Here is a 26,922-nt window from a genome sequence, read left to right on the forward strand (position 1 = left end):
AATAAAGAAAAAATTATAAAAATATTAAAAACAAAGCGGCGAATCAGAAGAGAAATAGATGAAGTGCTAGAGAAAACGAGAGGGATGTCTAAAGATTTAAAGAAAATTCTGAAACTATAATTAGGTTGTTAAATCAACGTCTTTACACATCCGTTTGTCTTCTGTCACACAAACGGATGTGTAAAGACGTTGAATGATGTTTATACTTTATATTAAAATACAGCTATTATTTTAGTTAGTATAAAGGAGTGAGACTGTGGAGGCACATGTAACGTTTAGACAAGGTGTTAAAGAATGCATACCTACGTTGTTAGGGTATGCAGGGGTGGGATTGTCATTTGGTATTGTGGCAATAGCCTCAGGTTTTAGTTTGTTGGAAATCGTTTTGCTCAGTCTTGTCATTTATGCTGGTGCAGCGCAGTTTATTATTTGTGCGTTAGTCATATCAGGAACACCTATTTCGGCGATTATTTTAACTACTTTTATTGTTAATTCTAGAATGTTTTTACTGAGTATGACGCTTGCACCAAGTTATAAAAACTATGGATTATTTAACCGGCTAGGTCTTGGGACGTTAATTACAGATGAAACGTTTGGTGTCGCGATTACGCCACATCTAAAAGGGGAAAAAATTAATGACCGCTGGCTACATGGATTAAATATTACTGCATACTTATTTTGGACGCTTGCTTCGATTGCGGGCGCAGTTTTTGGTAAATACATACATAACCCAGATGCATTAGGTCTCGATTTCGCAATTACTGCTATGTTTATCTTTTTAGCAATTTCCCAGTTTGAAACTATTCAACGCTCACACATTAAGACTTATCTTGTATTAATCGTGTGCGTCATTATTATGATGCTTTTATTTAGTTTGATAATGCCGTCATACATAGCAATTATTCTTGCAGCTACACTAACGGCTACTTTAGGGGTGGTGATGGATCGATGACAACTACAATACATATGCTAATGATTATCTTATTGTGTGGTATTGTGACATGGCTTACACGTGTAATACCATTCGTTATGATATCCAAGATACGTTTATCTGAAAAGACAGTAAAATGGCTATCTTTTATTCCTATAACATTATTTACAGCGTTGGTTATTGATGGAGCAATAGAACAACATGAAGGTAGCATGGGTTATAATTTGAACGTGCCATTCTTAGTCACGATGATCCCAACCATTTTGATTGCACTATACACCAGAAGTCTAACGATTACGATCATTAGTGGAATTGTTATTACAGCAATTATACGATGGTTCTTTTAATTATTTCATTGATGTAAGTCGTAATATCCGTTAGAATGACAATAATTAGAAAATTATGAAATTTATTTCACGTATGTTTATTAGGCAATGACATTTAGTACACTGAGACATATACAATTAAAATCAAATCTTATTTCGAGAAGCTGAGGGATTTGGCCCCGTGAAGCTTCAGCAACCGGCTAGTTTAAGTACGGTGCTAAAACCAACGAGAGACTCGAATGATAAGTATTATTAACTTCTTACTTATAATGAGTGAGGAGTTTTTTATTAAGTGGGGGGTAAATCATGACGGATTATACGGTTGATACATTAGAATTAGGGCCATTTACAACAGAGTCAGGTGAGACAATCTCTAACCTAAAGTTACGATATGAGCATGTTGGATTAACAGGACAACCGCTTGTCGTAGTATGCCATGCGTTAACAGGAAACCATTTAACTTATGGAACAAGTGAAAATCCCGGTTGGTGGAGAGAAATTATTGACGGTGGTTATATGCCAATACATGATTATCAATTTTTAACATTTAATGTAATAGGTAGCCCGTATGGTTCAAGTTCAGCGCTAACTGATGAAGATTTTCCACAACATCTTACGTTACGTGATATTGTACGCGCCATAGAATTGGGTATTGAAACATTAGGACATCAAAAAATTAATATTCTTATCGGTGGGTCTTTAGGCGGCATGCAAGCAGTGGAATTATTGTACAACCGTAAATTTGTTGTTGAAAAGGCTGTGATTCTTGCAGCTACAGATAGAACTTCCTCGTATAGCCGTGCCTTTAATCAAATTGCGAGACAGTCTATCCATTTGGATCGCAAGGAAGGCATGAGTATTGCAAGACAGCTGGGGTTCTTAACGTATCGTTCATCTAAAAGTTATGATAAGCGTTTTACACCAGACCAAGTCGTGGCTTATCAAAAACACCAAGGCGATAAATTCAAAAATTACTTTGATGCAGCTTGCTATTTAACACTACTGGATGTCTTGGACAGTCATGACGTAGATAGAGGGCGTGATGACGTGGACGCCGTGTTTAGGCAATTAGATACGAAAGTAATGACTATGGGATTTACAGATGACTTGCTTTATCCAGATGACCTTGTACGTGCAGTAGGGGAGCGCTTTAAATATCATAAACACTTTTTTGTGCCAGATAATGTGGGGCATGATGGTTTCTTACTTAATTTTAATGACTGGGCACCTAATTTATATCATTTCTTAAAAGTTTCTCAATTTAAAAGAAAATGATATGGCCTGAGTGAGCTAAATAAAATGACTTATAGGACGAGAAGTAGTAACTATACTAGGCATATTTCATGCATGGTTCTTACTTGTCGTCCTATTTTTATGTGAATGAACCATAAGCAACTACAGACTAATACAATTTATTTTAATCTTTAATTAATATGGGCGACAAAATTGTGAAAAAGTTTTAAAGAGGTTAAAATAGAAGTTATAGTCAAAAATAGTATGGGAGTGGCGAATTTGTTTTCAAAAATATATCCTAAGGCAGCTATCCTTGGTACATTAGCACTAATCATAGTCGCTTTAGCTTTACATATATTACCACCGCTTGGACTGGTATTAAGTCTCTTTGCAACAATACCGGGCATTATCTTATGGCATAAATCTTTAGAAACATTTGGCATAACAGCGGTTATTACAGTTATTTTAACAACTTTATTGGGTAATATTTTTGTATTAACTATCATGGTCCTCGTACTCGTCTTGAGTTTCGTTGTAGGCCAATTATTAAAAGAACGTACGTCTAAAGAGCGTATACTTTATATTACAACTACATATATCAGTATAGTCTCATTAGTTGCAGTTATGGTCTTACAAGTATCTGATAAATTACCAAAAGCAACAACAATTATGAAGCCAGTGAAACAACAATTGTATCATCTTATTTCAGAATCTGGAGCAAGCGCAGACTATAAACAAATGCTTGCAGAAGGCTTCCGTCAAGTTTCAGTGCAACTACCGAGTTATGTAATTTTTGCAGTATTTCTACTCGTATTAATCAATTTAATTATCACTTTTCCAATTTTACGTAAATTCAAGATTGCTACACCAATATTCAAACCATTATATGCATGGCAAATGAAGCGTTCATTATTATTTATTTATATAATTGTATTGCTTTGTGTTATGTTTGCCGCCCAACCGGGTACATTCCAAAGTACCGTATTAAATTTAGAAATTGTGTTATCATTATGTATGTATATTCAGGGATTAAGTGTTATTCACTTTTTTGGTAAAGCAAAATCCATGCCACCTGCACTTACAATTGTATTGATGGTGATAGGGACAATATTGATGCCAGTCACACACATTGTAAGTTTGCTGGGTGTTATAGATTTATGTGTTAATCTAAAAAGTATCATTAAAAAATGATTTGAGGTGGAAGAATGAACCGTCAATCCACTAAAAAAGCTTTGGTTTTACCATTTATTATTATGGCACTAACAGCAATTGCACTTGTCGTTGTATGGTTTATATTTAATCAATTGATTGCAGGTATTGCAACGGTTGTATTAGTGTTTGTAATTATCGGGACAGCATTTATGGTAAGGCAAGCTTTACAGAAATTAGACAACTATGTAAATAATCTAGGTGGGAAAATTTCAGCAGGCAATAACATAACGATTAAGAATTTACCTATTGGAATGATCATTCTAGATGAGAATGAAAACATAGAGTGGATGAACCAATTTATGTCGGAACGTTTAACTCGTAATGTGATTTCCGATCCAGTTAATGAAGTATATCCTAATATCTTAAAACAATTAGAAAAAACGCAAGAAATTGAAATTCAAGAAAATGATTACCATTATCGTGTGCGTTATTCAGAAAACGAACATGTATTGTATTTCTTCGATATAACTGAAGAAGTCCAAACACATGAATTGTATGAAGAATCTAAACCGATTATTGCAACACTTTTCTTAGATAATTATGATGAAATTACTCAAAATATGAATGATACACAGCGTTCAGAGATTAACTCTATGGTAACGCGTGTCATTAGTAGATGGGCCACAGAATATAATGTGTACTTTAAACGTTATAGTTCTGATCAATTTGTTGCTTATTTAAATCAGCGTATTTTAAATGAAATTGAGGCATCTAACTTTAGTATTTTGGGACAATTACGAGAAAAAAGTGTAGGTTACCGTGCGCAATTAACGTTAAGTATCGGTGTCGGAGAAGGTTCAGAGGACTTAATTGACCTTGGAGAACTTTCTCAATCAGGTCTAGATTTAGCACTCGGTCGCGGTGGTGACCAAGTTGCGATTAAGCATATGAATGGGAACGTCCGTTTCTACGGCGGTAAGACTGATCCTATGGAAAAACGTACCCGTGTAAGAGCACGAGTGATTTCACATGCTTTAAAAGATATCTTGATGGAAGGCGACAAAGTTATCATTATGGGCCATACACGTCCTGACTTAGATGCGATAGGTGCTGCAATTGGTGTATCACGTTTTGCAATGATGAATAATTTAGATGCTTACATCGTATTGAATGAATCAGACATAGATCCAACGTTACGCAGAGTCATGGAAGCGGTGAATGAAAAACCCGAGTTGAAAGATCGATTCATTACTTCAGATGAAGCGTGGGATATTATGACGTCTAAGACAACTTTAGTTATTGTCGATACGCATAAACCAGAAATGGTTATTGATGAAAATATTTTAAATAAAGCTAATCGTAAAGTCGTTATTGATCACCATAGACGTGGTGAAAGTTTCATTTCTAGTCCATTGTTAATTTATATGGAACCATACGCGAGTTCCACAGCAGAACTTGTAACAGAACTTTTAGAATATCAGCCAACAGAACAACGACTGACACGACTAGAATCGACTGTAATGTTTGCAGGTATTATTGTCGATACACGTAACTTTACTCTACGTACTGGTTCGAGAACGTTCGATGCTGCGAGTTATTTACGTGCGCATGGTGCAGATACTATTTTGACCCAACATTTCTTAAAAGATGATATCGATACTTACATTAATCGTACTGAGTTAATTCAAACCGTGAAATTGCAAGAGCATGGTGTTGCAATCGCTTATGGTTCAGACGAAAAAATCTATCATCCTGTTACAGTTGCACAGGCAGCTGATGAACTGTTAAGTTTAGATGGTGTAGAAGCATCATACGTAATTGCTAGACGTGAAGATAATGTCGTAGGTATGTCTGCACGATCACTGGGTGCTGTTAATGTACAATTAACAATGGAAGCGCTAGGTGGTGGTGGCCACTTGACTAACGCAGCCACACAACTAAAAGATGTGACTGTCGATGAAGCGATTGAGCAATTACAAGAAGCAATCACAGAACAAATGAGTAGGAGTGAAAATTCATGAAAGTAATATTTACACAAGATGTAAAAGGTAAAGGCAAAAAAGGCGAAGTTAAAGATGTACCAGTGGGTTATGCAAATAATTTCCTGTTAAAAAATAACTATGCTGTAGAAGCAACACCTGGCAATCTAAAACAATTAGAAAGAAAAAATAAAGCTGCAGAAGCAGAACGTCAACAAGAAATTGATGATGCCAAAAAATTAAAAGAACAACTCAGCAATATCGAAGTCGAAGTATCTGCTAAAACAGGTGAAGGCGGCAAATTATTTGGTTCAGTAAGTACAAAACAAATCGCACAAGCATTACAAGAGCAACACAATATTAAAATTGACAAACGTAAAATGGATTTACCAAACGGTATCCATGCATTGGGTTATACAAATGTACCAGTTAAACTAGACAAAGAAGTTGAAGGTACAATTCGTGTGCACACAGTGGAACAATAATAACGGATTGAGTATATGAGGTGTAATCGTAATGGATGGAATGTATGAACAAAATCAAATGCCACATAGCAATGAGGCTGAACAATCTGTCTTAGGTGCCATTATCATAGATCCAGAATTGATTAACACAACTCAGGAAGTCTTACTTCCTGAGTCCTTTTATAGAGGCGCACATCAACACATCTTTAGAGCTATGATGAATCTCAACGAAGACAATAAAGATATTGACGTGGTAACAATCATGGATCAGTTGTCACAAGAAGGACGATTGAATGAAGCGGGTGGACCACAATATCTTGCTGAGTTATCTAGCAATGTACCAACAACGCGTAATATCCAGTACTATACAGAGATTGTTTTTAAACACGCAACTAAGCGTCAATTAATTCAAACTGCTGATAGCATTGCAAATGATGGTTACAATGATGAACTGGAACTTGATACGATACTTAATGATGCAGAACGACGTATATTAGAATTATCATCGACACGTGAAAGTGACGGTTTTAAGGATATTCGTGATGTGCTTGGTGACGTATATGAAAACGCAGAGTTATTAGATCAAAATAGTGGTCAAACACCTGGAATACCTACTGGTTATAGAGATTTAGACCAGATGACAGCTGGGTTCAACCGTAATGATTTAATTATTTTAGCAGCCAGACCTTCTGTAGGTAAGACTGCCTTCGCACTTAATATTGCGCAAAAAGTAGCCACACATGAAGATCATTTCTCTGTAGGCATCTTCTCACTTGAGATGGGCGCCGATCAGTTAGCAACACGTATGATTTGTAGTTCGGGTAATGTCGATTCCAACCGTTTGAGAACGGGGATGATGACAGAAGAAGACTGGAACCGTTTTACAATAGCAGTAGGTAAATTATCACGAACAAAGATATTTATCGATGATACGCCAGGTATTCGTATTACGGATATTCGTTCGAAGTGTCGACGCTTAAAGCAAGAGCATGGGTTAGATATGATCGTAATTGACTATCTGCAGTTAATTTCTGGTAGTGGATCACGCTTTTCAGATAACCGCCAACAAGAAGTTTCTGAGATTTCTCGTACGTTAAAAGCGATAGCCAGAGAATTAGAATGTCCAGTTATTGCATTGAGTCAGCTATCTCGTGGCGTAGAACAACGTCAGGATAAACGACCAATGATGAGTGATATTCGTGAATCGGGTTCTATTGAGCAAGATGCGGATATCGTTGCCTTCTTATATCGTGATGATTATTATAATCGTGGCGAAGACGAAGAAGATGATGATTCAAATTATGAACCTCAAACAAATGACGATAATGGTGAGATTGAAATTATAATCGCCAAACAGCGTAACGGCCCAACCGGCACAGTGAAGTTACACTTTATGAAACAATACAATAAATTTACCGATATAGATTATGCTCATGCAGAGATGGGATAAAAAAAGATAAAAAATAATTTTACCGTACAATAATACTTAAATATGTTTTATTGTACGGTTTTTGTTTGCATTCAGTTCGTTTATTTCAATGGAAGTATGTATCGTAATCTTATGATAATTAAAGGTAAAAGGTTGGTATGACTAGGTCTATAGCGTGTTTGTGTAGTTTTTAAGAATTTCAAAAAGTTGTAAAATGATAAAAAATCAATGTTCGATTTTTGTTTGCATTATGCCTTTTGTATTGGTAGAATACGAAATGGTTAATTGAGAAAAACTTGGAGGTGCTCATATGTCATCAATCGTAGTCGTTGGGACACAATGGGGAGACGAAGGTAAAGGTAAAATTACGGATTTCTTAGCAGAACAAGCAGATGTTATTGCACGTTTTTCAGGCGGTAACAATGCAGGCCACACAATTAAATTTGGTGGAGAAACATATAAATTACACTTAGTACCATCTGGTATTTTCTATAAAGAAAAATTAGCAGTTATCGGAAATGGTGTAGTTGTAGATCCAGTCGCATTATTAAAAGAGTTAGACGGTTTAAATGAAAGAGGTATTTCAACAGATAATTTACGTATTTCTAATCGCGCTCAAGTTATTTTACCTTATCACTTAAAACAAGATGAATATGAAGAAGAACGCCGCGGAGATAATAAAATCGGTACAACGAAAAAAGGCATCGGTCCAGCTTATGTAGATAAAGCACAACGTATCGGTATTCGTATGGCTGATTTATTAGACAAAGAAACATTCGAAAAACTATTAAAACAAAATATTGAACATAAAGAAGCTTATTTCAAAGGTATGTTTGGTAAAACGTGCCCGTCATTTGATGAAATTTTTGAAACATATTATGCTGCAGGTCAACGTTTAGCATCATTCGTTACAGACACAGCTAAAGTATTAGATGATGCATTTGTTGCAGATGAAAAAGTATTATTCGAAGGCGCTCAAGGCGTTATGTTAGATATCGATCATGGTACATATCCTTTCGTTACATCAAGTAACCCAGTTGCAGGTAATGTTACTGTAGGTGGCGGTGTAGGTCCAACGTTCGTGTCAAAAGTGATTGGCGTATGTAAGGCATATACATCTCGTGTTGGTGATGGCCCATTCCCAACAGAACTATTTGACGAAGATGGTCATCATATCCGTGAAGTTGGTCGTGAATATGGTACAACTACAGGACGTCCACGCCGTGTAGGTTGGTTTGACTCAGTTGTATTACGTCACTCACGTCGTGCAAGTGGTATTACAGATTTATCTATCAATTCTATCGATGTATTAACAGGTCTTGAAAATGTGAAGATTTGTACTGCATATGAATTAGATGGTAAAGAAATCACTGAATACCCTGCAAACTTAAAAGACTTACAACGCTGTAAACCAATCTTTGAAACATTACCAGGTTGGACTGAGGATGTTACAAGTTGTCGCACTTTAGAAGAGTTACCTGATAATGCACGTAACTATTTAGAACGTATTTCTGAGTTATGTGATGTGAAGATTTCAATCTTCTCAGTAGGTCCAGACCGTAATCAAACAAACTTATTAGAAAATTTATGGGAAGTATAAATCACATAAATTTAGCATGTTAGGATACTCAAAAAAATACCTTGTAGCTGTTGCCAATATTGGCGCATCTACAAGGTATTTTTGTTTATCTTAAATTGTATGAATTACTTACAATTTTGGTCGCGAAATGCGAGTATGCGATCTACGGCCAATTCATAACCTGGACGCTGATTTGTTTCAGTATCTCTAATTTGGTCTATATTGTGTTGGTAATATTCCAAATTGCCTAACATGTCTAATACAGTTTGCTTTAATATTTCAGGTGTCATCGTTTCTGCATTTAATTGTTGTCCTAAATTTAAGTCTTCAATTTGTTGAGCGACAACTGGTTGATCGGCACTCTGTGGAAATGCAAGCATCGGAACACCCATCATCATAGATTCATTTGTACTGTTCATCCCTGCGTGAGTTAAGAATAATGAAGTATATTGTAAGAGTTCGGTTTGAGGGACATATGCTTTAATTATAAAATTATCTGGAATGTCTTCAAAATCTTCTAAACGATTTTCATTTCCTATGGAAACAACTACAGTTACATTTAAATCTTTCAATGCTTTAAAACATTTATTGAAAAAGGCAATATTTTGATTGAAAATAGTTCCTAGAGAAATATAAATGATAGGACGAGAACGATCAATTTCATCCATAAAACCAGACGGTTGTGGCTGGATCACTGAAGGACCTGCAAAGTAATTGCGCTCTGAGTCAAAAGAAGCATAGTCTATTTGAAATTTTTCCATGACATAAGATAGGTTTAAATCACCTGGGTTATTCATAACTTCAAAGCGAGAAGGAACATCGACGTTATATGTATATTCAACGTGTTGCTTCAATTCATCAAACGCTGCATTTGCGTTATCAACTTCATCTTGAGTAAGCGTTGTTGCTAAATTTTTCGTAAAATCATCAAACATTTGTGTGGTTTGGTTAAACGATGTAACGGTCGATATAGTAGGGATATTTAATTTTTGTGACACTAAGTGGCCGCAACCAAACATAGAATCATGGATGAGATAATCATAATGTTCATGTTGTACGTCTTCTAATATTTGTGGCAATATAATGTCTGTTGTTTTTAAAAGGCCATTAATGACATTAAAGAGATGATTCATACCATATGTAGTAAAAGCCTCCACGATAGGTTCTGAAGGGATTATACGCAGTTCTACGCCTGTACCACTTAATTTTTCTTTATAATGATCGTTAGCATAAAACACAACATCTTCGCCACGTTCTACTAATGTCTTGCTGACTGCTACAGCTGGGTTGAGATGCCCTGATGGTCCTGGATTAATAAATAATACTTTTGCCAATTGTCTTCCTCCTAAAATGTGTTATTAGATAAGTTTATCAAATATCTTTGTAAACAAAAAAGATTTAAATATTAATAGTTTTTATTTGTATTATAAATTGTTTTGTATTAATTAAGGATTAAGATAAAGAAGAAAATGAGAAGCGTTTATTATAATTGCAAAAATAGATGTTTTTAAGAAGATTTAAAGTTCGAAAAGATGTTATTTTCTGCTATAAACCACCTTTTTTCTCACTTTATACAATTTATAAGGAAAATTATACTAATAAAATTTAAAAAATAGCTTGTCATCCCTAGCGAGAGTTGATATAATTTATCTTGTGCTTAAGACAGGCTCCTTGGTCAAGCGGTTAAGACACCGCCCTTTCACGGCGGTAACACGGGTTCGAGTCCCGTAGGAGTCACCATTTTTTAGGTCTCGTAGTGTAGCGGTTAACACGCCTGCCTGTCACGCAGGAGATCGCGGGTTCGATTCCCGTCGAGACCGTATTGCCCATCCAATAGGATGGGCATTTTTTTATGCCTAGTTTTGCAATGCTTGAAGGGCCTGATTGTGGAAATTATATGTGTGTAATGCTTTTTTTATGAAATTGAAATAAAAAGCGTTAAAATGATAGAAATGAAGTTAAGGAGTGTAACAATGTTTGAAAATGTGGACTTAAAAGCGTTAGATGTAATAGATACCTTAAGTGAGAGACATGGGACTATGAGAAACATAGTAGAGTCTAAAACCAATCAAATAAACGATATAAACGTGAATAGCTCTGAATGGTACATCATGGCGATGATATACAACCAAACTTTAACATTTTCAGAAATTGCACATAAGGTTAATTTAACAAGACAAGCTATTCATAAATCTGTTAAGCAACTTGAAAAAAAAGAATTGGTTATCATTGATAGCATGACAAATAATAAAAAAGAAAAATGCGTAACATTGACTTCTTATGGCAGCGCGTGCTTTGACAGTTACATTTCATGTAAACAAACTTTGGAACAACATATTGAATCAATTATAGGTAAAGAACAATTTCAAATATTTAAAACAATCTTACAACAAGATTGGCATCTGACTGAATTTAAGAATAAAAATGAAATATAGCGTTTCATTGATATAGAGCGTTGGTTTAATACTTATCTTTTTAGAGAGAAACAAACGCTCAAATTTTTCGCCTTAAATATTGTCAACCTAGTTGACAATATTTAGAGGTTTTTGCTAAAGTAAGTAAGTCGTCTTTTTAGTGCATATTATTTTTAGACAGTTAGATAGTACCTAGTAAGTACTTTACTTAATGACTATATGAGTGGTACTGACTTTTAATATTTACTGTTCTAATAATACAGATAGGTAAGATAAAAAAGACAAATATGTGAATTGAAATACAGGAATAAGTGATAAATAATTTTAAAGATCATTGTAGTAAAATGGCCTGCCAATAAACAGCAATTTATGAGTTATTAATATTTTATTTCAAGAATAACTTACTTAATATCTTTCAATTATACTTATACTTCATTTCGTCATTAACAAAGGAGTATAGCAAATGACACAACAAGTAATAGTAAAAAACCCAAAAATGTACGCATTTGTATTAATGATTAGTGGTTTTATGGGTCTATTTAGTGAAACAGCATTGAATATGGCGTTAACAGATATTATGCAGGACTTTCAAGTACCAGCGGCAACGGTGCAATGGTTAACAACAGGATATTTACTTGTGATGGCATGTTTAGTGCCTGCATCGTCTTATTTAATCAAATGGTTTAATACGAAGTCTCTCGTCATCACAGGAATATTGTTATCTTTAGCAGGTGTATTAATAGGTGCTGTTGCTCCAAACTTCGGCGTATTATTATTCGGACGTATTATTCAAGCATTAGGAACAGGTATGTTGTTACCTATTATGATGACAGTATTAATGTTCATCTTCCCAGTAGAAAAACGTGGCGCTATCATGGGCATTATGGGTCTCGTGATAACGGCCGGGCCGGCGCTTGGTCCCACTTTATCTGGAATTATTATTTCAGCATTAAGTTGGCATTTTATATTTTGGATTAGCGCAATGCTATATATTGTGGTATTAATCTTAGCTTTTTGGAGAGTTGAAAATGTAGGCGAAATTACAAGACCTAAAATTGATATTATCTCTATCTTTTTATCAACCATTGCTTTTGCAGGATTAGTGTTTGCATTAAGTACTATGGCAGAAGCAGCAGTGACAAATGTCATCGTTTGGTTGCCTTTAGCGATAGGTATTGTGAGTTTAGTAACATTTATTATACGTCAATTTAAATTAGAATCACCTATGCTTAATTTGAATGTATTTAAATATCCAATGTTTGTACTTGGTGCAGTCATGGTATTTGTTACTATTTTATGCGTTTTATCAACGGGTATTTTATTACCATTATATTTAAAAGGTGCATTACTTTATAGCGCCGTTATTGCTGGTTTGATATTATTACCAGGCAATGCAGTCAATTTAGTATTATCACCAGTGATAGGATCTTTATTTGATCGCTTTGGTGCAAGATACTTTGGAATCATAGGCTTCTTGTGTATCTTAGTAGCGGCTATCATATTTGCAGTCATTATTTCTGCTTCTACACCGGTGTGGGCAATCATCCTTACCTTCATGATTCTATTTGCAGGCATATCACTTGTTATGATGCCAGCACAAACGAATGCGTTAAATCAGCTACCACGTGCCCTATATGCTGACGGCTCAGCGACGATTACGACGTTAATCCAAGTTGGTGGCTCTGCAAGTACTGCGCTATCCATAACGCTTTACACGGCGAGTATGAACATGTTTATGAAAGGCCATGCACACACGACTAATGAAGTGGCAATCGCCCACAGTGTACAATATGTCTTTTATTTCATTATTGGTTTAGCAATAATTGGATTGATTTGTGCATGCTTTGTGAAAAAGCCTAAAGCAATATAATTTAAATCATTAAAAATAATATAGAAAAAGATACAGATAAGTATTCATTTTAAAGATAAATAATGAAACTTAAATGTATCTTTTTTTATTTTAAAAAAGTTACAAGCAATTATTTCGTAAATAGATTGAAAAATTTATACAATTAATACATATGTGAAACATCACTTTAGTTACGAAGTGTGTAAAGACATGGTATTATTATACAATCTACAAATATAACTTTTTATTTACAACAATAGAATTAGCACTGCATAAATGGTAAATTAGATAATAAGGAAATGTGTATGTAGATGCTTAAATAAAAAGTACTACAATAAAGAAATGAGGTTTATAAATATGGCTAGAAAAGTTGTTGTAGTCGATGATGAAAAACCAATTGCTGATATTTTAGAATTCAACTTAAAAAAAGAAGGTTATGAAGTATTCTGTGCTTATGATGGTAATGACGCAGTAGATTTAATATATGATGAAGAGCCAGACATCGTGTTACTAGACATCATGTTACCTGGCCGTGATGGCATGGAAGTATGTCGTGAAGTACGTAAAAAATATGAAATGCCAATTATCATGTTAACTGCGAAAGATTCAGAAATTGATAAAGTATTAGGCCTTGAACTTGGTGCAGATGACTATGTAACGAAACCGTTTAGCACACGCGAATTAATTGCACGTGTAAAGGCAAACTTACGTCGTCACTATTCACAACCTGCACAGGAAGTAAACGATGCTTCTAATGAAATTTCTATTAAAGATATCGTAATATATCCCGACGCTTATTCAATTAAAAAACGTGGTGATGACATAGAATTAACACACCGTGAATTCGAGTTGTTCCATTATTTGTCTAAACATATGGGCCAAGTAATGACACGTGAACACTTATTACAAACCGTTTGGGGTTATGACTATTTTGGTGATGTGCGTACTGTAGATGTAACAATTCGACGCTTACGTGAAAAAATTGAGGACGATCCATCTCATCCTGAATATATTGTGACACGTCGTGGTGTTGGATATTTCCTCCAACAACACGAATAAAGGGCAATGATAAATGAAATGGCTTAAGCATTTTCAATCCTTACACACGAAGCTTGTAATCGTCTATGTGTTGCTAATTATAATCGGTATGCAAATTATCGGTTTATACTTTACCAATAGTCTAGAAAAAGAATTAACACAAACATTTAAAAATAATATTTCGCAATATGCGAAACAAATAGAAATTAATATAGAAAAAGTCTATGACGAAGACAATTCGGTAAACGCTCAAAAAGAAGTTCAAAACTTATTAAATGAGTATGCCAATAGACAAGAAATTGAAGAAATACGTTTTATTGATAAAGACCAAATCATTATGGCAACATCGAAGCAGTCTACGCGTAGTCTAATTAATCAAAAAGCGAATGACAATTCCATTCAAAAAGCATTATCTTTAGGTGAAATCAATAGCCATACGGTGCTCAAAGATTACGGTAGCGGAAAACAACGTGTGTGGGTATACAATTTACCAGTTAAGACTTCAAATAACGGTACAATCGGTGACGTCTATATCGAAGCAGACATTAATGATGTGTATAACCAGTTAAGCAATATTAACCAAATCTTTATTGTCGGGACAGGGATCTCATTACTGATCACTGTTATTCTAGGGTTCTTTATTGCGCGTACGATTACAAAGCCAATCACAGATATGAGAAATCAAACTGTAGAGATGTCTAAAGGTAACTATACACAGCGCGTGAAAATCTATGGGAATGATGAAATTGGTGAGCTTGCGCTAGCCTTTAACAATTTGTCCAAACGTGTTCAAGAAGCACAAGCCAATACGGAAAGTGAGAAGCGCCGTCTTGACTCCGTGATTACCCACATGAGTGATGGTATTATTGCAACCGACCGTCGTGGGCGTGTACGTATTGTTAACGACATGGCATTGACGATGATGGGAATGATGAAGGAAGATATCATCGGAGACTACATGCTAAATGTGCTGAACTTGGAAGAAGATTTTTCACTAGATGAAATTCAAGAGAATAATGACAGCTTCTTGTTAGACATCAATGAGACAGAAGGTATTATTGCCCGGGTTAACTTTAGTACGATTGTGCAGGAAACAGGCTTTGTAACAGGTTATATTGCCGTGCTGCATGATGTCACAGAACAACAACAAGTTGAACGTGAACGCCGTGAATTCGTTGCTAACGTTTCACATGAACTACGTACACCGTTAACATCTATGAATAGTTACATTGAAGCCTTAGAAGAAGGTGCTTGGAAAGATGATGATTTAGCGCCACAATTCCTTTCGGTAACACGTGAAGAAACAGAACGAATGATTCGTCTTGTTAATGATTTACTTCAATTGTCTAAAATGGACAACGAGTCAGATCAAATTACGAAAGAAATTGTCGACTTCAATATGTTTATCAACAAAATTATTAATCGACATGAAATGGCAGCGAAAGATACTACATTTATTCGTGAAATTCCAAAACAAACCATTTTTACAGAAATCGATCCAGACAAGATGACACAAGTATTTGATAACGTTATTACCAATGCAATGAAATATTCCCGCGGTGACAAACGCGTAGAGTTTCACGTGAAACAGAATGCACTCTACAACCGTATGACGATTCGTGTGAAAGATAATGGTATTGGTATCCCAATCAATAAAGTAGATAAAATCTTTGATCGTTTCTATCGTGTAGATAAGGCACGTACAAGAAAGATGGGTGGCACAGGATTAGGTTTAGCGATTTCTAAAGAAATTGTTGAAGCACACAATGGTCGTATTTGGGCCAATAGTGTGGAAGGCCAAGGGACGTCAATCTTTATCACGCTTCCTTGTGAAGTTTTAGAAGATGGTGATTGGGATGCGGAGTAAAGAGTTAATCAAATCTATGATCCTATTCCTACTTGTATTAATGAGTGTCGTTTTAACCTATATGACATGGAATTTCTCGCCAGATTTAGCTGACGTTGATAAGCAAGAGCATAGTGATGAATCTAAGCCGAATACTATTGGCAAGCCGTTGAATCAAGGTATGAATCAAGTCATAACACCTTACCAAGTCATTTATTCAAAAGGTGAAGACACTAAAGGGATGGAAGCCACACGTAGTAATATCAATGAAATGACGAAACCATTGAAGAATCAACGTGTAATTCAGTCAGAACAAATGCACAGTAATCATAATTTGATTATTCCAGACTTGAGTGATGATTTTTTAGTACTTGATTTTACTTATGATATGCCATTAGCAACATATTTAGGTCAAGCGTTGAACATCAATGCTAAAGTACCAAACAACTTTAAATTTAATCGTTTATTAGTTGATAGAACGAAAGATGGCAAGGTCAAACTGTACGCGATTAGTAAAGATCGTCACAATGTCGTGCGCATGATGACAACAGCTAAACAAGACAAATTCACACAAAAACTAGAATCGCTGCGTAAAAAAATGCAGCCTTATACAGAAATTATTACAAATAAAGATACGATTGATAAGGCTACACATATATTCGCACCAAGTGCACCGAAGAACTTGAAGTCATACCACACGATTTATAACCGAATCAGTGTAGATACGATGAACTCCATTTTATTTAATGATTCAGTCGTCGTGCGCAGTTCGAAGAGTGGTACGACAACCTACAATAACAATACAGGTGTCGCCAACTACAATGACGATAGTGAAAAATATCGTTACACAAATCTTTCAGAAGATGAAAATCGTTCAACGAATATGCAAGACAGCATACCAAGCACGTATGATTATATTAATAATCATGGGGGCTTTACAGATGATTACAGACTATTTAGTACAGACAATAAAAAAGGCGAACTTACTTACCAAATGTTCTTAAACGGTCGTCCTACATTTAATGATGATGACCTGAATAATATTAAGGTCTCGTGGGGCAATAAAGGTGTCTTCAGTTATGCACGTGCACTATTGAAAGCCAATGTAACGATTGATAGTGGTGAAGATGAACAAGATTTACCTGGCGCCGAATCCGTTCGTTCAGAATTAGCGAATAATCCGAATATCGATTTTGAAAAAGTGACGAATATGACAATTGGTTACAAAATGGAAAATCAACCAGATAAAAGTGATATTGAAATTCAACGCAACAGTGAATTCAAACCACAATGGTATGTTGAGTATAATGGAGAATGGCTCACGTACAAAGATGGGGGGCTAGAATAAATGAACTGGAAACGCGCAAAGACATTATTTATTTTCGTATTTATTCTAGTTAATATTGGTCTGGTCATTATTTATATTGATAAAGTGAATAAATCACATATCAATGATAGTGAAGATGAAAACGCAGTGAATTTTAAACAAGAAGAAATTAAAATTCCAGACAATCTCCCGAGTGTGAAAAATCTAAAAATGCAATTATTGACGGCAAGATCTAATGATTTTTCAGACTATGTAAAAGGACATGACCATCTTTCGAGCGCGCAGTCAGGCTCTTTGCTTAAAGGTGACATTAGTAGCCCAATTGATGTGAGCAATGATCAATATACAGACTTAAAATCTTATGTAAAAGATAAAGTCTACAAAGGTTCAAATTATGAAATGAGTCAGATTAATAATAAAAACGTCACTTTTGAACAGACGTATAACAATTATCCGATTATGAATAATAATAAAGCTCGCTTGCAATTTAACGTGAATGATAATGGGAAAGCCTCAAGTTATAAACAAACCGCTATGAAATCTATCGAGCCTTCAGAGGGTGCAAATAACGATGAGAAACAAGTTATCACAGCAAGACGTGCTATTGAAGCACTTTACTACAATCAATATTTAAAACGAAATGATGAAGTAATGAATACACGTCTAGGTTATTACACTGTAGTAAAAGAACCGAATGTACAAGTGTTAGAAGCTAACTGGGAAATTAAAGTCAAACACCACAATAAAATTACAACATATTATGTAGAAGCAGTCTCCGATAGTCCAAAGATTATTGAAGAATAGCTTTAATCAAGAAACGCACATCTCTTAAGTAGATGTGCGTTTTTTTGTATCAAAAACACATAAGCAAAGATAATTTCAAAACAAGAGCCCTTTACACATATAAGAAAGCGTTTACAAAAAGGAGTTATAATGGTAATATTTCACTTAAGTTGGTTGGTTAGTTAAATTAACAAACTAACAATAGAGTGTAAGGGGGGATTTAATGGATAAAATAACAAGTATGGAGAACCATTCTGCTATTGATGAACATCAAAGTATGAGTACTACTAAGTTACGCACTTCCGAAAAAGTAATATTTGGGGTAGGGGATTTTGGTGCTAATTATAGTTGGACCTTTATTGCCTCTTTCATCATTATTTATATGACTGATGTAGTAGGCATTGCTGGTTCAGTGATTGGGACTATTATACTTTTTTGTCGTTTTGCAGATGGATTTTCTGATGTTTTTATGGGGAGTATCATCGATAATACAAATAGTAAAATGGGTAAAGCCAAACCGTGGGTCTTTTGGACCGCACCTGTATTAGGAATTTTAACTTTTATGTTATTTAATGTTCCAGATTTTCTTAGTTATACAGGTAAAATTGCATATATTTTTATAGTATATTTTTTGATTTCAGTTATTTTTTACACAGCGAATAATGTCGCTTATTCATCATTAGTATCATTTATGACTAAAGATGAAAAAGATCGAGTTGCATTAGGCAGTATACGCTTTATATTTTCTAATCTAAGCGTGTTATGTATAACAACTTTCACGATCTATTTTGTAACAAATTTTGGCGATAATCAGCAAGGTTGGACATACACCTCGGCTATATATGGGTTGTTATGCGCAATACCATTAATGATTACTGGATATTTTGTAAAAGAAAGAAATGTAGCCGAAAAGCAATATCGTGAAGTTAAAAAAACACAGCGTATTCCATTTAGTTTAATTATTAAATCTTTAATAACTGAAAAATATTTTTTGATTACAATAGTCTTATATTTATTGTGGTATTTGAGACAAACGGATAATAGTATGAGAATCTATTACGCAACGTACATTTTTAATGACGCAAATGTAATGGCAATTATGAGTATAGCAACACTATTACCTACCATTTTAGGCTTATTAGTAGCACCTCAATTTGCCGAAAAAGTAGGTATCAAAAATAGTATTATCATCGGATTAATTCTATCTATTATTTCGTATATTATGATGGGCATATTCTCAGAGAACTTAATACTTTTAGTCATTGGATTAATTATTCATGGCATAGGATTAGTACCTTTTACAGCAGCATTAAGCGGTATTGTAGCAGATGTTGGAGATATCATTTATTGGAAGACCGGCGTACCAGTGCAAGGTTCTATATTTAGTCTAGCTAGTGCTGGCATGAAGATTGGTTCAGGTTTACAATCAGCAATTGTTGGTTGGTCATTATCGATAGGTGGATACGTTGCAGGGGCATCCGTTCAATCAGAAGGTACTATTTTTGCTATCAAATCTATGCAGATTTATTTTCCGTTATTAGCAGTAGCAATCGTAACGATAATCACTTTATTTTTGAATTATGAAAAATTTATTAAACATATAAAAGCACAAATTAGAACAAATAACGTAGGTGAAATGAGAGACAAACAAATATATAAATAAAGAAGAGGGATTATTATGACTAATTATATTCATGTAGATAAAAAAGGTTCAGACTTTGGATTAGGTAATGGTGAATCACCATTCTTAACAATAGATAAAGCAGCTTCAGTTGCACAACCTGGAGACAGTATCATTGTGCATGAAGGCGTATATCGTGAAGAAATAACACATATAAACACAGGATTAAGTGAGTCTAGAAGAATTTCATTTGAAGCAGCCAAGGACGAACGGGTGATTATTAAAGGCTCGGAAGAAATAACAGAATGGCAACAAATCGATGACAGTATATGGAAAGTAGAAATAGATAACAAGATATTTAAAGATTTTAACCCATTTGCTACCAAATTATTTGGCGATTGGTTAGTGGTGGATAACGATAAGAGTTTAGGTCAAGTCTATTTAAATGATCAATCGCTTTTTGAGGTAAGCGAATATGAACAATTGATTGAACCAAAAAAGATTGAAGAAACATTAGATCATTGGACAAATAAACAAGTTACTTATGACTATAAAGATGAATCAATCTATGTGTGGTATGCCAAAGTAGATAAGGATATAACAACGATATATGCGAATTTTCATGAATTTAATCCAAATAATGAAGTAACGGAAATAAATGTTAGGCAAAACGCATTTCGTCCCTTCAAAATGCATACCAACTATATTACAATAAGAAATTTTGAAATTGCGAATGTTGCAACACAATGGTCCCCTCCAACTGCAGCACAGACAGGCATGATTGATACACATTGGAGTAAAGGTTGGATCATCGAAAATAACATACTTTATAATGCTATGTGTAGTGCAATTGCTATAGGTAAAGAAATTTCAACAGGTGATAATTTAAATACTTATAGAAAAGATAAGCCAGGTTATCAATATCAAATAGAAACCGTCTTTAAGGCAGTGAATAGTGATTGGAATAAAGAAACGATAGGCTCACATATTATTAGAAATAATGAGATACATGATTGTGGACAGAATGCAGTAGTAGGACACTTAGGAAGCGCATTTAGTAAAATATATAATAATCATATTTACAATATAGGCAATAAGAGAGAATTCTTTGGTCATGAAATTGCAGGTATAAAGTTGCATGCTGCAATAGATACACAAGTGTACAATAATTACGTTCATAATTGCTCCCTTGGTATGTGGTTTGATTGGCAGACACAAGGAACAAGAATAAGTAAGAATATATTTAACGATAATACTAGAGACTTGTTCGTGGAAGTAAGTAGCGGTCCGTATGTTGTGGATAACAATGTATTAACTGCTGACTATGCTTTAGACAACCATGCCCAAGGTGGTGCATACGTTAATAATATTATTAATGGCGAAATAGTACATAGGTTAATGTTGGATAGAGCAACGCCATACCATGTACCACACAGTACATTAATAGCAGGATTTGCACCAGTTTACGGTGGTGATGATAGATTTTATAACAATATTTTTATTGGGAAAGCGAATATATCAAACATCGGTACAGATATATATAATGAATATACAACTTCATTATTAGAATATAAAGAAAAGGTCGCAAAGGAAGAAGGAGATCACGAAGCCTTTCATAAAATCAAGCAACCAGTATTTATTGATGATAATGCATATTTGAATCAAGCACATCCATTTAATAGAGAACATCATTATTTCAAAAATGATAGTTTTAATCCTAATTTATCAATAATTGAAGAAGGGAAAGACGTGTTTTTAAATATTGATGTGCCGGATAATTTTTTGGATTTTAAAGGTGAAATCCATGATACAGAAACATTACCTAAAGTACGTCTTGTCGATGCAAACTTTGAAGATGCTAATGGAAAACCACTAACTATTAATACAGATTTAATTGATGACATTAGACAAAAGCAGTCTCTCATAGGACCACTTCAAAGTTTAACTGTTGGAAGTAATAAGGTGAAAATTTGGACTAAAAAATAATCCACGATAATATCCTATTTTAGTGACCTACGATAAATTTAAATAGCATAAAGTAAAAGATAAAGATTTGTTTCCTTTAGTATTAGGAGATGAATCTTTATTTTGTGGTCAGTATAAATTCACTTAGAGATATTTCTCATATTTAATCAGATGAATTAGTTATGAAGTATGTTAAAATTAAATACTGTTAAACAGAGTAATTGAAGAAGTGAGAAATGATTCGATATAGTATAATATAAGTGATACTTTAAAACGTGCTTATAGGGATTTATGGAAGAGCAATGATCTCATAATATTGAAGCACAGACTTTATATAAAATAATAAATTAGACAGAGGGCATATTGAAGGCACATAAACCGAAGTCTGCCCCATAGCCATTTGGGCTAAACAGTGTTTATAGATTAGAAAGGGTGAATCGCTTGATACGAATGAGTGTATTGGCGAGTGGTAGTACTGGAAATGCCACTTATGTGGAAAGTGATAAAGGAAGTATACTTGTCGACGCAGGTTTGACAGGTAAGAAAATGGAAGAACTATTCGGACAGATTGATAAACAAATTAAAGATTTAAACGGTATATTAGTCACACATGAACATTCTGATCATATTAAAGGTTTAGGTGTGTTAGCACGTAAATACGGCTTACCGATTTATGCCAATGAGAAAACATGGACAGCTATTGAAAAGAAAGATAGTAAGATTCCAATGGATCAAAAGTTCATTTTCAATCCATATGATACGAAATCTATAGCTGGATTTGATATAGAATCATTTAATGTGTCGCATGATGCGATTGATCCTCAATTCTATATTTTCCATAATAACTATAAGAAATTCACAATTATTACAGACACAGGCTACGTTTCAGATCGCATGAAAGGTATGATTCAAGGTAGTGATGCTTTTATATTTGAAAGTAATCACGATGTGGATATGTTACGCATGTGCGCTTATCCGTGGAAAACCAAACAACGTATCTTGAGTGATATGGGCCACGTTTCCAATGAAGATGCAGCACACGCAATGACAGACGTCATCACAGGTAGCACTAAACGCATTTACCTGTCGCATCTATCACAAGATAACAACATGAAAGATCTTGCTCGCATGAGTGTGGGACAAGTCTTAAACGAACATGATATCGATACAGAACGTGACATATTGCTGTGTGATACAGACAAAGCCAAAGCAACACCTATATATACTTTATAAAGACGCTTTACCTCTCTGAGGTACAGCGTCTTTTAGTGTCATAACAGCAATATTATATTATATCGAAAATTAACGTAGCAATTGGGCATGTGTGTGGGCGTTTAATGTATTACATTCAGCAGACCAGAGACCAGAACAATCGATAACTATAATACCAAGGTTAGAGCTTTTGAATGCGATGTTAGGCGGACTTATAAAGATGTATTGGATTGTGTGCATTGTGCAAGTGTAGTGAGCGGTTGTAAACATATAAATCATTTAACTTATCCAGTCTATAATTCATCATGAAGCATACGCTAGTGTATTTAAAGGTTGATTGTTAGATACAAAAAAGAGAACAGTGAAAATTTTATTAGGTATACAAACCGATGTCTTAATTTAGAAACGGAATATACAGTTAGGGGATAAATAATAAGCAGTGGATAACTTGAGGATTTTCAAGCGTTATCAGCATATAATTGTAAAAAGAATGTAAAATTTGTGAATAAGTATGTAAGACGACCTTCAAGTTATCCACGTTTTTGTGCACGGTTATCCAGAGATGTGCACAATTCACAGGTAAATACCCACATTATACACAGAGTTATCCACAAAAAGATGACATATTACTGAATTTTTGTGAATAAAGCGTAATTTATATTAATTTTTAGTATACAATCTTGTTATAATAAGAGGGAAGAGTGTGAATAAGTTGATAACTTGTGGATAACTATAATAACTTATTACATTTATAAACATGGAGGCTCATAATGAAAATTACAATACTCACAGTAGGTAAATTAAAAGAAAAGTACTGGAAACAAGCAATTGCAGAATATGAAAAGAGACTAGGTGCATACTCCAAAATTGAAATAATTGAAGTCTCAGATGAAAAGGCACCAGAAAATATGAGCGACAAAGAAGTTGAACAAGTTAAGGACAAAGAAGGCCAACGCTTATTAGCAAAAGTAAAACCACAATCCACAGTCATTACTTTAGAAATTAAAGGGCATATGTTGACTTCAGAAGGATTAGCTAAAGAACTGGAAGGACGCATGACTAGAGGACAAAGTGACTTCACCTTTATTATCGGTGGATCCAACGGCTTACATAAAGATGTGCTAGACCGTAGCGATTATGCATTATCCTTCAGTAAAATGACCTTCCCACACCAAATGATGCGCGTCGTGTTGATAGAGCAGATCTACCGTGCATTTAAGATTATGCGAGGAGAAGCTTATCATAAATAAAACTAAAAATAAGTTGTATATAATGTATTTTAAACATAAAAAGGGCTGATTTGATGTTAAATAAATTAGAAAATGTTAGTTATAAATCATTTGATAATTACACTAGTAACGATAATTTGACTAAAGTAAATATATTCTTTGGAAGAAATGGGAGTGGAAAAAGTTCATTAAGTGAGTGGTTAAGAAGATTAGATAATGAAAAAAGCGTTATTTTTAATACTAGTTACTTAAAAAGTAACATTGAACAAGTTGAAGAAATCGGTGGTGTGAGTTTGGTTATTGGAGAAGAATCTATAAATCATAGTGACCAAATTAAACATTTAAAGGGTGCTATAAATAATTTAGAAAATTTTATTACTCGGAAAGATAATGAAATTATGCATTCAAAAAAAAGAATTTACGATAAAATGAATATTAGACTAAATGAAGCTAGAAAAAAATTTGAAATCGGTAGTAATGTGGTTAAGCAGAAGAAGAATGCTGACAAAGATCCTGTTAATGCTTTTTATAGTTGGAAGAAAAATGCTAACGATATAATTGAAGAGACGACTATAGAATCTTTAGATGAATTAGAAGAAAGAATAACCAGCAAAGAAGTTTTATTAAATAATATAAAAACGCCTATTTTAGCTTTTGATTATGATGAGTTTAGTAATATGGTAAAATTACTGATGAAAGAAGTAATTAAACCTACAAGTAGCGTAAGTTACAAAGTTTCTAAATGGCTAAAAGATGGCTTAGAAATTCATAACATGCAATCAAAAGAGGAAGCATGTGAGTTTTGCGGTAACATATTTGATGTAGAATTGCTAAAAGAAAGTATAGATGTAAGAATAAAAAATGAATATAATTATTTAATTGGAAATTTAAATAATTATAAAACAAAAATAAATAAATCATTAAGTAATTTAGAAGATTTAAATATAGATATTGACTTAGTAGATTACTCAAATCAAAAAGAAGAACTTATTAGACTGTTACATATATTGGAAGATAAGGAAGTAAAGACATATGAACATCTTGAGTACCCTATGGATAATTGGGAATCAATAAATATAATAGATAATATCGTTAATAGTTATATTGAAAATTTAAAAAAAGAAATACAAAATGATAAAAAGATTAGAGATTCAATTGCGGATTTTGTGAAATCATGGATTGGCAAGAAGCTAAAAAATGATGAAGAAATTCAAATGGAAATTTCTAACATTAATAGTAATAGCAAACAAATAAAAGAATCAGAAGAATGTATAACAGAGAATAATGATTGGATAACAAAGTTGAAAACAAACTCATCTAACTTGAAACAGTTTAGTGAAATAGTAAATAAGAGATTTGAAACACTTGATATAAATATTGAATTAGAGCCTAATATTGAAATTAAGAGTTATAGAGTTTTACATAGAGTAACAAAAGAAAAACTTAAATTAGTTGATTTAAGTGAGGGGGAAAAACGATTAATAGGTTTCTTACATTTTTATTATAACTTATTTATGATAGCAGATAGTGAGATGAAAGAAAATATTGAGTATATAATCATAGATGATCCGATTACTAGTTTAGATACAGAAAATAGATATCATTTAACTAAAATTATCAATCAATTTATTGAGCTTTCCAAATCTGTAAATAAACAGATTTTTGTGTTTACACATTCGTCTTTTGATTTCCATAATTTTGCTTTTAAAGGAAAGAATAATACCAAGGAAACTTCCTATTGGTATATTGAAAAAATTGATGGAATTAGTAAAGTAAATAAATTATCTAAAGAAGAGTTAAGCAATTATAGTGATTATTATAGGACAGTTTTTAACGAAGTAATGTCATTTGCTATAAAAGGTAAAAGTAAAGTCAATAAGATAGATAATTATATTAAATATGCAAATAAAGTGAGATTTATTTTAGAATCGCATGCTAGAAGCCATTATAAAATAGAATATGCGACGGCTGCTTCAGCTATTGAATTATCAAAATATTATGATATACCAAATGAAAGCATTGAAGACTTAAAAGAAAGTCTAGATATTATTAATAGTCTTTCTCATGGAATATCATTTATAGATAATCATTATAATGATTTATCTGTCACAGAAGTTCATGAGGCAATAAGAAAGGTGATTGGAATAATTTATAATAAAGATAAACAGCATGTAAGTGCAATATGTAGTGGAGTTTTAAATAAAGAAAATAAAGAAGAACTTCAAAAGTGGATTTAATAATATAGGTATAAATGTATATGAAATGTGATATGAATATTATGACAAAAACTAACTTTAGAACAAGAATACAAAAAACGTATACCAAAAAAGACCTTGAGAAAGCTTTAGGTTTAAAAAATAAGGGGCAGTTACAAAAAGAATTGATAAATAAGGTAAGTTAATAGAGAGGAGTGAATTAATAATTAATTTAGAAAATATTGGGACAATAGTAGCTATAATATCTGGGATTATAACAATTATTTCGCCATTCCTTGCATTTTTTAAGGAAAAGAAACAACGAAACCTAGAAAAACTATTAATTGTTT

At 33.7% G+C, this 26,922-nt stretch carries 20 protein-coding genes, 2 tRNA genes and 1 riboswitch; of the genes, 21 read left to right on the forward strand and 1 reads right to left on the reverse strand.

The genetic code is table 11. The features are described from left to right. Positions 1–256 precede the first annotated feature (256 nt). The 8 genes from PYW31_RS00050 to PYW31_RS00085 all read left to right on the forward strand — a co-directional run bounded on the left by PYW31_RS00050 (position 257) and on the right by PYW31_RS00085 (position 9,114). Positions 257–952 (forward strand): AzlC family ABC transporter permease, encoded by a 696-nt coding sequence (locus PYW31_RS00050; protein WP_046837668.1) that lies wholly within the window; start codon positions 257–259, stop codon positions 950–952. Next, the gene (locus PYW31_RS00055) at positions 949–1,278 is read left to right on the forward strand and encodes an AzlD domain-containing protein (RefSeq protein ID WP_046837667.1); all 330 of its coding nucleotides are present in this window, start codon (positions 949–951) and stop codon (positions 1,276–1,278) included. Before PYW31_RS00050 ends, PYW31_RS00055 begins: the two co-directional genes overlap by 4 nt. 127 nt (positions 1,279–1,405) lie before the next feature. Further along, positions 1,406–1,506: riboswitch (SAM riboswitch) on the forward strand. Positions 1,507–1,563: 57 nt separating this feature from the next. Continuing rightward, complete coding sequence (gene metX / locus PYW31_RS00060) at positions 1,564–2,532, forward strand: homoserine O-acetyltransferase MetX (RefSeq protein ID WP_046837666.1); 969 nt, start codon at positions 1,564–1,566, stop codon at positions 2,530–2,532. 237 nt (positions 2,533–2,769) lie between these two features. Beyond that, positions 2,770–3,681 carry a DUF2232 domain-containing protein gene (locus PYW31_RS00065; RefSeq protein ID WP_046837665.1) on the forward strand — a complete coding sequence of 304 codons (912 nt, stop codon included), beginning with the start codon at positions 2,770–2,772 and terminating at the stop codon, positions 3,679–3,681. A 14-nt stretch (positions 3,682–3,695) separates the two neighbouring features. Beyond that, on the forward strand, positions 3,696–5,663 hold the full coding sequence (locus PYW31_RS00070; protein ID WP_046837664.1) for a DHH family phosphoesterase: 1,968 nt from the start codon (positions 3,696–3,698) through the stop codon (positions 5,661–5,663). Further along, complete coding sequence (gene rplI / locus PYW31_RS00075) at positions 5,660–6,106, forward strand: 50S ribosomal protein L9 (RefSeq protein WP_046837663.1); 447 nt, start codon at positions 5,660–5,662, stop codon at positions 6,104–6,106. The genes PYW31_RS00070 and rplI overlap by 4 nt, the downstream gene beginning before the upstream one ends. A 31-nt stretch (positions 6,107–6,137) precedes the next feature. Continuing rightward, positions 6,138–7,535, forward strand: coding sequence for a replicative DNA helicase (gene dnaB / locus PYW31_RS00080; RefSeq protein WP_046837662.1), 1,398 nt, complete (start codon positions 6,138–6,140; stop codon positions 7,533–7,535). Between the two features lie 289 nt (positions 7,536–7,824). Next, positions 7,825–9,114, forward strand: a complete 1,290-nt coding sequence (locus tag PYW31_RS00085) for an adenylosuccinate synthase (RefSeq protein ID WP_046837661.1) — start codon at positions 7,825–7,827, stop codon at positions 9,112–9,114. A 104-nt stretch (positions 9,115–9,218) separates the two neighbouring features. On the opposite strand, the gene PYW31_RS00090 is transcribed toward PYW31_RS00085, so the two are convergent. Beyond that, positions 9,219–10,427: a macrolide family glycosyltransferase gene (locus tag PYW31_RS00090; RefSeq protein ID WP_046837660.1), complete on the reverse strand. Its 1,209-nt coding sequence runs from the start codon at positions 10,425–10,427 to the stop codon at positions 9,219–9,221. A gap of 331 nt (positions 10,428–10,758) precedes the next feature. Here PYW31_RS00090 and PYW31_RS00095 point away from each other — a divergent pair. The 13 genes from PYW31_RS00095 to PYW31_RS00155 all read left to right on the forward strand — a co-directional run bounded on the left by PYW31_RS00095 (position 10,759) and on the right by PYW31_RS00155 (position 26,614). Further along, positions 10,759–10,833, forward strand: a tRNA-Glu gene (locus tag PYW31_RS00095). A gap of 7 nt (positions 10,834–10,840) precedes the next feature. Next, positions 10,841–10,913: transfer RNA gene (locus tag PYW31_RS00100), tRNA-Asp, on the forward strand. 153 nt (positions 10,914–11,066) lie between these two features. Then, complete coding sequence (locus PYW31_RS00105; RefSeq protein WP_046837659.1) at positions 11,067–11,528, forward strand: MarR family winged helix-turn-helix transcriptional regulator; 462 nt, start codon at positions 11,067–11,069, stop codon at positions 11,526–11,528. 442 nt (positions 11,529–11,970) lie between these two features. Beyond that, the gene (locus PYW31_RS00110; protein WP_046837658.1) at positions 11,971–13,377 is read left to right on the forward strand and encodes a DHA2 family efflux MFS transporter permease subunit; all 1,407 of its coding nucleotides are present in this window, start codon (positions 11,971–11,973) and stop codon (positions 13,375–13,377) included. Positions 13,378–13,713: 336 nt separating this feature from the next. Then, positions 13,714–14,415, forward strand: coding sequence for a response regulator YycF (gene yycF, locus PYW31_RS00115; RefSeq protein ID WP_046837657.1), 702 nt, complete (start codon positions 13,714–13,716; stop codon positions 14,413–14,415). Positions 14,416–14,428: 13 nt separating this feature from the next. Next, positions 14,429–16,261, forward strand: a complete 1,833-nt coding sequence (walK, locus tag PYW31_RS00120) for a cell wall metabolism sensor histidine kinase WalK (RefSeq protein ID WP_046837656.1) — start codon at positions 14,429–14,431, stop codon at positions 16,259–16,261. After that, positions 16,251–17,588, forward strand: a complete 1,338-nt coding sequence (locus tag PYW31_RS00125; RefSeq protein WP_046837655.1) for a YycH family regulatory protein — start codon at positions 16,251–16,253, stop codon at positions 17,586–17,588. Before walK ends, PYW31_RS00125 begins: the two co-directional genes overlap by 11 nt. Further along, positions 17,589–18,371, forward strand: coding sequence for a two-component system regulatory protein YycI (locus tag PYW31_RS00130; protein WP_046837654.1), 783 nt, complete (start codon positions 17,589–17,591; stop codon positions 18,369–18,371). Between the two features lie 202 nt (positions 18,372–18,573). Beyond that, positions 18,574–20,013 (forward strand): MFS transporter, encoded by a 1,440-nt coding sequence (locus PYW31_RS00135; RefSeq protein WP_235602255.1) that lies wholly within the window; start codon positions 18,574–18,576, stop codon positions 20,011–20,013. A gap of 15 nt (positions 20,014–20,028) precedes the next feature. Next, a complete protein-coding gene (locus PYW31_RS00140; RefSeq protein ID WP_046837653.1) occupies positions 20,029–21,957 on the forward strand; it encodes a right-handed parallel beta-helix repeat-containing protein in 1,929 nt (642 codons plus the stop codon). A 411-nt stretch (positions 21,958–22,368) separates the two neighbouring features. Next, the gene (locus PYW31_RS00145) at positions 22,369–23,169 is read left to right on the forward strand and encodes an MBL fold metallo-hydrolase (RefSeq protein WP_101117797.1); all 801 of its coding nucleotides are present in this window, start codon (positions 22,369–22,371) and stop codon (positions 23,167–23,169) included. A gap of 749 nt (positions 23,170–23,918) precedes the next feature. Continuing rightward, a complete protein-coding gene (rlmH, locus tag PYW31_RS00150) occupies positions 23,919–24,398 on the forward strand; it encodes a 23S rRNA (pseudouridine(1915)-N(3))-methyltransferase RlmH (RefSeq protein WP_046837651.1) in 480 nt (159 codons plus the stop codon). Between the two features lie 53 nt (positions 24,399–24,451). Beyond that, entirely contained in the window at positions 24,452–26,614 is a 2,163-nt protein-coding gene (locus PYW31_RS00155; protein ID WP_082104726.1) for an AAA family ATPase, read from the forward strand. Positions 26,615–26,922 lie beyond the last annotated feature (308 nt).

The organism is Staphylococcus succinus, assembly GCF_029024945.1.
GTDB classification, from domain to species: domain Bacteria; phylum Bacillota; class Bacilli; order Staphylococcales; family Staphylococcaceae; genus Staphylococcus; species Staphylococcus succinus.